The organism is Larkinella fluvii (assembly GCF_051857545.1).
Lineage (GTDB): Bacteria > Bacteroidota > Bacteroidia > Cytophagales > Spirosomataceae > Larkinella.
In genome coordinates, this window is the sequence record NZ_JBPZHB010000005.1 from 687,376 (window position 1) to 697,459 (window position 10,084).

Here is a 10,084-nt window from a genome sequence, read left to right on the forward strand (position 1 = left end):
CGGTGTGAGAAGGAAATTAAAAGGTAGTAGAAAAGTTTAATATGGCAGAACAGTCAGATCATGAAGTCCTTCTGAATTTTCTGTGAAATTTGAACAGAGAAGTATTTTTCGTACGTATTTCAACGATCCCTACCTATTAATTGAAATTACGAAATCTAAAAAAAGTACTAATTAATATTCCAGATAAGCTATTTTTCAGACACAAGCATTCCATTCACCCCTGGCTTGGCAACTGAATCGTCACTGAAGTTCCCCGGTTTACGTCGGAGGTGATCTGGAGAACACCCTGATGCAAGTCAATGATTTTCTGCGTGACGGCCAGCCCAATGCCGTAACCCGGCACGTCATCGACATTGCCGCCCCGGTACAGCGGATTAAGGATGTGAGCAGCATCGGTCTCGGAAATGCCACGCCCCTGGTCGGCTACGGTCACAATGATTTGATCTTTTGTGACTTGCAAATGCACCGAAACCGCTTCACTGGAATATTTGCAGGCGTTGTCGAGCACATTTAGAAAAGCAGTTGTCAGCAGCGTAGCGTTGCCTTTCACCGTAAACGATTCTTCCTCTTCCGTTTTGAATTGCAGGTTCAGGTTCCGGCCCGGATACTTGGCCTGCACGTACCCAATGGCGTTGAGCAGGCAATCGTCTACCTGAACGGCGGTTAAAGCAACGGGGCCATCGGTCACTTTGGCCAGGCCCAGCAAGCCATTGGTCAGGGCAATCACTTTTTTCAGTTCTTCAACCGCCACTTCCATGCTCTCGCGCCAGTCGGCGGGGTTCTGGTCATACCGCAGGGAGGTTTCCAGCGTACCCAGGGTGTTGGTCAGCGGGGTGCGCAGTTCGTGCGACGCGTGGGCGACAAAGCTGCGCTGGGAGACAAACGCATCTTCAAGCCGAAACAGCATCTGGTTGAACGTCATGGCAAGCTGGGCGATTTCATCCCGGCGATTTCCCTCATGAACCCGCTTGTGCAGTTGCCGGGCAGTGATCTGCTCCACCTCATCCACAATCTGGGCGATCGGTTTCAGCACACCACCGGAAAAATACCAGCCAGCCAGCACGATCAGCGCAAACCCCAGCAGATTGGCCAGCAGCAGAATTTGTTGCAGGGTTCCGAGTTTGGCCAGGCCGATCCGGTCATAACCCGAGGCAAAAATGTAAAAGAGCTGTCCGCCATGCCTATACGGAATCACGATCGATTCGAGGTGACCACTTTTGAATTCAAACAGCGATTCGGTAGTCAGGAGCGGTATTTTTTCTTTGTAATACTCCGATTCTTTCAGCGTCCGGTTGGTAAAGACCAGATTGTGCCGCTGATCGTAAATGCTGATTTGCTCCTCCACGATGGTGAGCAGGTCGGTCCGCACCATGTTTTTAAAAAAGTCATCGTGGAGATGTCGCCGGGAAATCAGCAGACGTCCGGCCACACGGGCTTTCGACTCCAGCCGACTGTAAAATTCCTCGCGTCGGTACAGCGAATAGAAGTACCACACCAGCAGCGACAGCGTGAGCTGGATGGCCGTAGCCAGCAGTGTAAAGATGATCGTCAGGCGGTTTCGAATCAGCATACCTATCGGATTAATCTTCCCGGAGAACGTACCCCATGCCAACAATGGTATGCAGCAACCGGGGCGAAAAATCTTTGTCGATCTTTTTGCGCAGGTAGCTGATATACACATCAATCACGTTGCTGTTCGTATCAAAATTCAGACTCCAGACCCGTTCGCTGATGTCTACCCGCGAGATGATTTTCCCTTTGTTGAGCATGAGGTATTCTATGAGGGCATATTCGCGGGTGGTCAGGTCGATGCGTTTGCCCGCCCGGGTCACGGTTTTGGTATCCAGGTTCAGTTCCAGATCGGCCAGCCGGAGTATTTGCTTCGGCCGGGAGCCGCTCCGGCGCGTCAACGCTCGGAGCCGTAGCAGCAGTTCCTGAAACTCAAACGGTTTGGCCAGGTAATCGTCGGCCCCGGCGTTAAAACCGTCCGACTTGTCGGCCAGACTGTCGAGCGCGGTGAGCATCAACACGGGGATTGTCTCATTTTCCGAGCGGATCAGGCGACACAACTCAAAGCCGTTGATTTGCGGAAGGTTGACATCCAGGATGATGAGATCGTAAATCTCCCGGCGGAACAGGGCCAGCCCGGCCCGTCCATCGTAAGCAACTTCAACTTCGTAACCTTCGGCCGATATTCCTTTGCGAATAAAAGAAGCCAGCCGCTCTTCATCTTCAACGAGCAGAATTTTCATCAGCGTTTTTCAGTTGAGTACGATACAGGCTGTCCGGGCTTTCAAAGAATCAAACCCGGTAGCCAAAACACGCCGTCGCCGATCCAACGGTAGCGATTGTTAGTCAAAAACCGGTTTGGATACCGCTGAATGGTATACAGCACGGCGCTCATCATACCCTGGATAATGGCCGCCCGCTGGGCAAACCGGTCGTCGGCCATGAAAAATATCACGAGTGCCAACACCGTAATCACCACTGCCAGCGTCCGCAGCACCACGTCGCTCCGGTCGAAACCCCAGAAGGTCGCCAGCGAATAGGACGTGTCCGGTAATTCGTAGGCTTCCATCACCGAAAACAGCAGCAGGTTCTGGAAAACGATCAACAGAAACAAAAGTCCTAACCCAATTTCGGACCAGCCGATGGTCGGTTTTTGCGCCCACGAACTGCCCCAGACACCGATGGTATAGACGAGCGTCACCGCCGGTTCTTTCCACGCCAGCCGGGCATTGGAACCCGACAAACGCGAGACGCCCCAGACATAAGCCCCGGAAACCAGCGCCAGCCCGGCCCCAAACCACAACACAGACCGGGGTAACCAGAACAACAAAACGACGGAAATCGCAGCCAGTCCTACCAAAACCCGAAGCAATATAGCCTGGTTATCAGCATGAAACCGGTGACGGATCGTGAGTTGACTCTGGTTTTGCAGGCTTTTGCGAACATCATACAGGCGGTCGGCGGCATAAATAACGAACACACAAATCGCCAGTAAAACCGTTGTTGCCCAACCAACCGGCTGGTGACCGTCGGGCAAACGGGCCACCATGATATGGGAAATCACCGCTCCGGCCACTACATCGAGACTGAGGTAGTGCGCTTTTTGCAGTACGCGTTTAATCGAGTAAAAGAACTTCATATACTGGTTTTGTCCCGTCCTCAACGGTGGAACAAATAATAAATTAATACGAAAATGGGAGTCGCGCCGGTCGTTTTTCGAGAATCGTCACCGGGTCGCCAACGCGCAAAACTCCCGTGGTTTCAGCCAGCACATTCTGGCCAAACAGGATTTTGCTGTCCAGCTTCCGGTACGTCGCCAGCGTTTTGAGCGGCTCTTTTCCCTTTTGGCCCGATTCGGGGTCAATGGTTGTCAACACACAGCGGGCGCAGGGTTTCACACCGAAGAACGTCAGTTCGCCAATTTTGAAGTGATACCAGGTATCTTCGTCGTGCGGCAAAACGCCCTCTACCACCAGATTGGGCCGAAAACGAACCATCTCGAGCGGTTGTTCCACCCGGCGGTTCAGTTCATCGAGCGAATCCGTGCTGATGACCAGATACGGAAAACCGTCGGCAAAACTGACCACATCCTCAGGCTGGGCATATTTCGGATCGACCGGCCGCAGCGAGTCGTCGGGCATGTAGACCAGGCGGCACGGAAAACCGAGCAGGCGGCTAAACCAATCGTCCGCTTCCGGGCTAACGACCAGGGAATCAACGGCCTGACGATCCCACACATAGGCCGTCAGGGACTCATCCGTCGTTTTTTCCAGGAGAATTTCCAGCACGTCATCCGGTCGATGGCGGTGGTAAACCCGCAGATGCCAGTCGGTCAGTTCGACCTCGACCAGCGCCATGACGGTATTTTCCCGTTGCGTCAAAAATGTCCCGTCGGGTTTCACGAGCATCCACCGCCGGTCGTAGCGAAAGCCTTTCGGTTCCACCACCGCTTCGGAAAGCGAAATGCCGCCCAGTGATTTGATGGGGTAAATCCGGATTTCTTTTAAAACAGGTGTGTTCATGCGTCAAAGGTAAGGCGGTGTTTGATGGGTAGCAAAACCGTTTTACCAACGCGGCAGCGGACTCACTTCCTGCGACGTAAATTCGCCCTTCAAATACTTGAAATGGGCCGCCATCGCAATCATAGCCGCATTATCGGTACAGTATTCGAACTTCGGAATGTAGACGTTCCAGCCCTCCTGCCGCCCCAGTTCAGCCAGCGACGCCCGCAAACCGGAATTGGCAGAAACCCCACCCGCCAGCGCGATTTCACGAATACCGGTTTGCCGGGCAGCTTTCCGCAATTTGGTCAGCAGAATTTTGATGAGCGTGTGCTGGATGCTGGCGCAAATATCCGGCAGATTCTGCTCGATAAAATCCGGGTTGGCTTTAACGCGGTCGCGCAGAAAATACAGGAAGGCGGTTTTGATGCCACTAAACGAGAAATCCAGTCCCGGCATTTCGACCTCCGGAAACGGGTAGGCCAGCGGATTGCCCTGCTGTGCATACCGGTCGATGAGCGGGCCACCCGGATAAGGCAGATTGAGCAGTTTAGCGGTTTTATCGAAAGCTTCCCCCACGGCATCGTCCTGGGTTTGGCCAATAATTTCCATGTCCAGATGATCCCGGATGAGTACAATTTGCGTGTGTCCGCCACTGACGGTCAGGCACAGAAACGGAAACTGCGGAATGGCCTGTTCGTCAATGAAATGGGCCAGAACGTGGGCCTGCATGTGGTGGACTTCGATGAGCGGAATATCCAGCGCCAGGGCCAGGGCTTTGGCAAACGATGTGCCGACCAAAAGTGACCCTAATAAACCCGGGCCGCGCGTAAAAGCTACCGCATTTAGCGCGTTTTTCTGTATATTTGCTTCATGCAGCGCGCGTTCGACGACCGGTACAATCCGTTGCTGATGCACGCGCGAAGCCAGTTCGGGGACGACTCCGCCATACTGTTCGTGGATTAACTGCGTGGCTACAACATTGGATTGTATTTTTCCGTTAACACATACAGCAGCCGACGTCTCGTCGCACGAAGATTCAATTGCCAAAATTGTCATTTTTCAAAATTACTGAATAATGGACAATGAACCGCGTCGGCGGACCGAAATGAAAAACCTTTTGCGGTCCTTCTGATTTCTGTCTGGAACCAACACGCACGAATTGTCATTCATTATTCACCGGTCATTGTTCATTGCATCTGGATGCGTTCATTTTTCACCATACTTCTCAAAACCCTGCTCTACACCGTTCTGGTGGTCTTGCTGGTGGTCGGAATTGTGGGAGTCAGTCTGCAAATTCCGGCAGTTCAGACGAAACTGGTGCGTTACGCAGCCCAACGGGTTTCCGAGAAGCTGCTGTTCCCGGTCGACATTCAAAAAATCGATATTAATTTTTCGTTCCCCAACGTCTGGGTCAACTCGGTTACGCTGGAGGAAGTCACGATCCGTAACCGCGATCTGAAACCGATGATCCGCGTTGGCCGTCTCGAAGTTACCCTCGCTCTCGAAACGCTGATCAACAACTCCTCCACCGATATTCACCTGGATGAAGTGCTGCTCTACCAGCCCCAGGTTGATCTGGTGAAAGACGCCAAAACCGGCAACCTGAACATCGATGACTTTCTGGAGCGGATCAACGAGATGACCCGCGATACGACCAAACCGTCCATCGCCAATCAGAATATCCCGTTTACCATTGGCAAAGCCACCCTGGTTGATGGAAAGTTTACGTACCACGACATGCGGAAACCGACGATGGGCGGGCGACTTTTTGACTACAACCACTTTCTCGTCAGCGGTTTAAGTGCCAACCTGAACAGCTTTCTGCTGCTGGGCGATACCATTGCCGTCAACATCGGCCGCATGAAAGGCTTTGAAAAACAGGCCAATCTACGGATTCACCGGCTCGATACGAAGTTCCTGTATTGTGCGAAGGAAATGCGGCTCGACAGCCTGTTTGCCCGCATCAATGAGTCGACGGTTCGCAATCGTCTGGTTTTTTCGTACGACAGTTTTTCGGCTTTCAACGAGTTTAACGACGAAGTTGTGATGCGGGCCAACCTGCGGAATGCCGTCGTTCGGGCGCAGGATCTGGCTCCGTTTACATCGTATTTCAACACCAATTTTGACGTCGCCCGGGCAACGGGCGATTACGTGGGTCGGATTCGGAATTTCAAAGTAACCAACGCCGACATCCGGTTTGGCACCAACTTCCGGAGTCGGCTGGTGGGCGATCTGGCCTTCAAGGGCTTACCGGACAGTGACGAAAATACCGTAGTGGATTTTCGATTCAAGCCTTCGCAGGTCAATATGGCCGACATCCGTCCGTATTATTCCGACTCGGCGTTCAACTCCATCGCCAGAAAGCTCGGAACGGTCGATTTTGCCGCCACCTTTGCCGGTCGCTTCATCGACTTTAAAACCGTCGGGACGTTTAAAACCGGCATCGGGACGGTTTCGGGCGACCTCGCACTGCACCTGAACGGCGATCAGCGGACCACCTACAGTGGCAATCTGAAGCTGTCGGACATCAACGTCGGTTCACTCATCGACCAGCCGGATCTGCTGCAGAAGGTCGACGGGCAGGGCAAGTTCGTGGGTCGCGGATTGACCATCAAAGACGGTTCACTCGATCTGAATGCGCAATTTACCCGCGTCGGTTTTCAGAAGTACAACTACCGCAACTTGGTCGTTCAGGGGAATTTACAGCAGTCTTTTTTCCGGGGGCTGGTCAGCGTCAAAGACACGAACCTGACCTTCAACCTGAATGGGGCCTTTGACCTGCGGGGACCGAAAAACCTGTTCGATGTGCGCGGCACGGTTCAACAGGCGAATTTTCTGGCTACGAACCTGCTGGACGACAGCCTGATTGTCCGGAGCGATCTGGATGTTCAATTGCAGGGCAACACGCTCAACGAACTGGTCGGCAACGCCCGGCTGCTGAATACGTTTGTCACCTACGGAAAACGCAGTCTGGTGCTGGACACGCTGTTCATGTCGTCGGCCATTACCGGCAATGAACGGTCGATCAGCATCAATTCCGATTATCTCGACGCCGACCTGAAAGGCAATTTTCAGCTAACGCAGGTCGCCGACGATCTAAACCGCATTGCGAAGGAATACCGCCTTAATTTTGCCGGAAATGCCGCCGGGCTAGCCGCCTATTACCAGGAAAAACGGCGAAAACCGCTGTCGGTTACGCCCTACAACATTGATTATTCTTTCCTGCTGAAAAATTCGCAGCCCCTGCTCACCCTCGTCTATCCATCGCTGTATGTGTCGCCCAACACGAAACTGGAAGGCCGGTTTGGGGTCGATCAATCTTCTTTATTGACGCTGAATGGCACGATCGATACGCTGAAATTTGACGAATATAATTTTTACAAAAGCACCGTCGACCTCAATACGTCCAAGTTCGTCAACTCGCCGGATGTGCTGGCGTCGCTGATCATCAATTCGACCCAACAACAATTTGGTTCGCTGGCGGCCACCGAAAACCTACAGGCCGAAGCCTCCTGGGATGTGAACCACATTGATTTCACGACCAGTCTGCAACAGCAGAAAAGCACCAACCGGGCCGATCTAAACGGGTCGCTGACGTTTAAGGGCGATGCCATCGATATCGAACTGGAACGGTCGAAGTTTCGGTTGCTGGACAGTACCTGGACTATTTCACCCGAAAATCTGATCCGGGTGGTCGGGCCGGAAATTACCGTCCGGAATCTGGCGGTTTCCAACCGAAACCAGTTGATCTCGGTCAGCGGAAAAGCGTCGCAGGACTCGTTGCAGACGCTGGATATCGAGACCAAGAACTTCCTGCTGGAAACCCTGAATCCGGTGCTGAAAACCAAGGTCTCGGGCGTTGCCAACGGGAAAGTGGCCGTGCGGGGGCTTTACGGTTTGCCATTGCTGGACGGAGCTATTACCATCGATTCGCTGAAATACAATGATTTTCTGATCGGTAATGTCGTCAACCGCAGCACGCTCGACCAGTTGAACCGGATCAATCTGGACACCCGAATCCGGCGACTCGACCGCGAAGTGCTGGCCATTACCGGCATGTATACACCGGGCGAATCGGCCGCCAACCCCCTCGACCTGAAAGCGGTTATGGAAGGCACGGACCTGCGGCTGGTTGAACCGTTTGTCAAGGATATTGCCTCGAACATCAGCGGAACCGCTACCGGAGTTGTTACAATAAAAGGGAAAGCCGGTAGCCCGGTGCTGGGGGGTACGGTCGACATTACCAACGGAAAACTGACCCTTGATTACCTGAAAGCAGATCTCGGTTTTTCGGATAAAATCTACTTTGGCCCCAGCGAAATCGTTGCCAAAAACATGGTTCTGACGGACCTGAGTGGCGGGCGGGCTACGTTGCAGGGCGGGGTATTTCACGACGGTTTCAAGTATTTTACGGTGGATCTGAACGTCGTGGACATGAAGAATTTCAAGATTCTGAACACGACGCTCAAAGACAACGACCAGTTTTATGGCACCGCCGTGGTGAGCGGGCGGGCGGGAATCGAAGGCCCATTCGACAATCTGGCTATTCGTGCCAACGTCACCAGCAACCGGGGAACGCGGATTTACATTCCGCTCGACCAGGCCGCTTCGGTTTCCCAGGAAGAAGTGATCCGATTCATTAACGTCAATCCGGCCCATCGCGATAGTGCCAACACCCAGCCCGAGGTTGACTTGTCGGGTATTCGGATGGATTTCAACCTGTCGATCACGCCCGACGCCTACTGCGAAATTCAGTTGGACCGCCAGACCGGCGACATCATCAAGGCCTACGGCAGCGGTCAGTTGGCAATGCGGATCGACACCAAAGGCGATTTCACGATGACGGGGGCCTACGAAATTCAGCAGGGTGAATATACTTTTACGTTTGAAAACGTGATCAACAAACGGTTTCAGATGCTACCCAACAGCCGCATCACCTGGACCGGCGACCCGTATGAAGCGATGGTCGATGTCAAAACCGCCTACACGCAATACGCTTCGCTGGCACCGATTCTCCAGTATTATTCGTCCAATTCGTCTAATAATCCTGATCGTACCCGCCGGTATCCTGTCGATTTGCTGATCAATTTAAACGGTCGGCTGCTGGCTCCGGATATTTCCTACGATCTGAAAGTCAAAGAATACCCGCAACAGCCGGACTTCCGGCAGGCGGTGGCGGCTTTTGAGTCGCGCCTGCAAAGCAACGATCAGGAATTGGGCCGTCAGGTGAGCAGCATTCTGTTGTTCAGCCAGTTGGCTCCCGGCGAAGGCCTGGGCCTGATCGATCCGGCCTCGCCCACGAGCAGCAATGTAGTCGGTTCAGGATTGACCAACAGCCTGAGCGAATTGCTTTCGAACCAGATCAGCCGCCTGGCGTCGACGCTGGACAAGAACCTGGATGTGGGCGTTTCGCTCAATGGTCTGGATCAAAATCTGGTCAATAACCTTCAGGTTCGGCTTTCGTACCGCTTCAACGACCGGTTCCGCATCAGCCGGGATGGCGGTTTTACATACGGGCAAAACCAGACCAGCGTGGCCAGTCTGCTCGGCGAATGGACGCTGGAATACTGGCTCTCGCCCGATGGTCAGCTTCGGTTGAAAATGTATAACCGCAACCAGAACCAGCTCGGTTCGCTGAATGCCACGACCTACGGAACGCTGACGACCGGGGGCGGAATGAGTATTCAGTACACGCGTTCATTCAACCGGCTGTTTGGTCCGACCCCGGAACCGCCCCGACCCGGCATCCAACCCATCCCCACGACGCCCGGTCAACCCACCACCCCAGTACCTCCCTCCCGGGCTACCTCCGCGCTTCGGGAGCGAGATGATCATCAATTGTAATGAATTAGGGTATAAAAAACGGTTCTATTGATCATCCTTACGGGATTTTTTGCATTCTATTATCCTACTTTCGGCGGGTTACAACCGCTACAAAATGGATCATCCCTACGGGATTTGCCATCCACTTCGTTGATCACCCCTGGTTGAAACGGGGTCATACAAAATGAATCATCCCTAAGGGATGGTCAAGTCCAAAAATCCCGTAGGGATGATTCATTTTGTATGAC

At 53.2% G+C, this 10,084-nt stretch carries 6 protein-coding genes; 1 reads left to right on the forward strand and 5 read right to left on the reverse strand.

All coding sequences use genetic code 11. From position 1 onward, the window contains the following. Window positions 1-214: 214 nt before the first annotated feature. The 5 genes from ACS5NO_RS16255 to tsaD are packed head-to-tail and all read right to left on the reverse strand — an operon-like array spanning window position 215 to window position 5,069. Window positions 215-1,570 carry an ATP-binding protein gene (locus ACS5NO_RS16255; protein WP_439416143.1) on the reverse strand — a complete coding sequence of 452 codons (1,356 nt, stop codon included), beginning with the start codon at window positions 1,568-1,570 and terminating at the stop codon, window positions 215-217. A 10-nt stretch (window positions 1,571-1,580) separates the two neighbouring features. Then, a complete protein-coding gene (locus ACS5NO_RS16260) occupies window positions 1,581-2,252 on the reverse strand; it encodes a response regulator (protein WP_439416144.1) in 672 nt (223 codons plus the stop codon). A gap of 41 nt (window positions 2,253-2,293) precedes the next feature. After that, window positions 2,294-3,148: a hypothetical protein gene (locus ACS5NO_RS16265; RefSeq protein ID WP_439416145.1), complete on the reverse strand. Its 855-nt coding sequence runs from the start codon at window positions 3,146-3,148 to the stop codon at window positions 2,294-2,296. Between the two features lie 43 nt (window positions 3,149-3,191). Then, a complete protein-coding gene (locus ACS5NO_RS16270; RefSeq protein ID WP_439416146.1) occupies window positions 3,192-4,031 on the reverse strand; it encodes an MOSC domain-containing protein in 840 nt (279 codons plus the stop codon). Between the two features lie 42 nt (window positions 4,032-4,073). After that, window positions 4,074-5,069, reverse strand: a complete 996-nt coding sequence (gene tsaD, locus ACS5NO_RS16275) for a tRNA (adenosine(37)-N6)-threonylcarbamoyltransferase complex transferase subunit TsaD (protein ID WP_439416147.1) — start codon at window positions 5,067-5,069, stop codon at window positions 4,074-4,076. 144 nt (window positions 5,070-5,213) lie between these two features. Between tsaD and ACS5NO_RS16280 the strand changes: the two genes are divergently transcribed. Continuing rightward, window positions 5,214-9,857: a translocation/assembly module TamB domain-containing protein gene (locus tag ACS5NO_RS16280; protein WP_439416148.1), complete on the forward strand. Its 4,644-nt coding sequence runs from the start codon at window positions 5,214-5,216 to the stop codon at window positions 9,855-9,857. Window positions 9,858-10,084 lie beyond the last annotated feature (227 nt).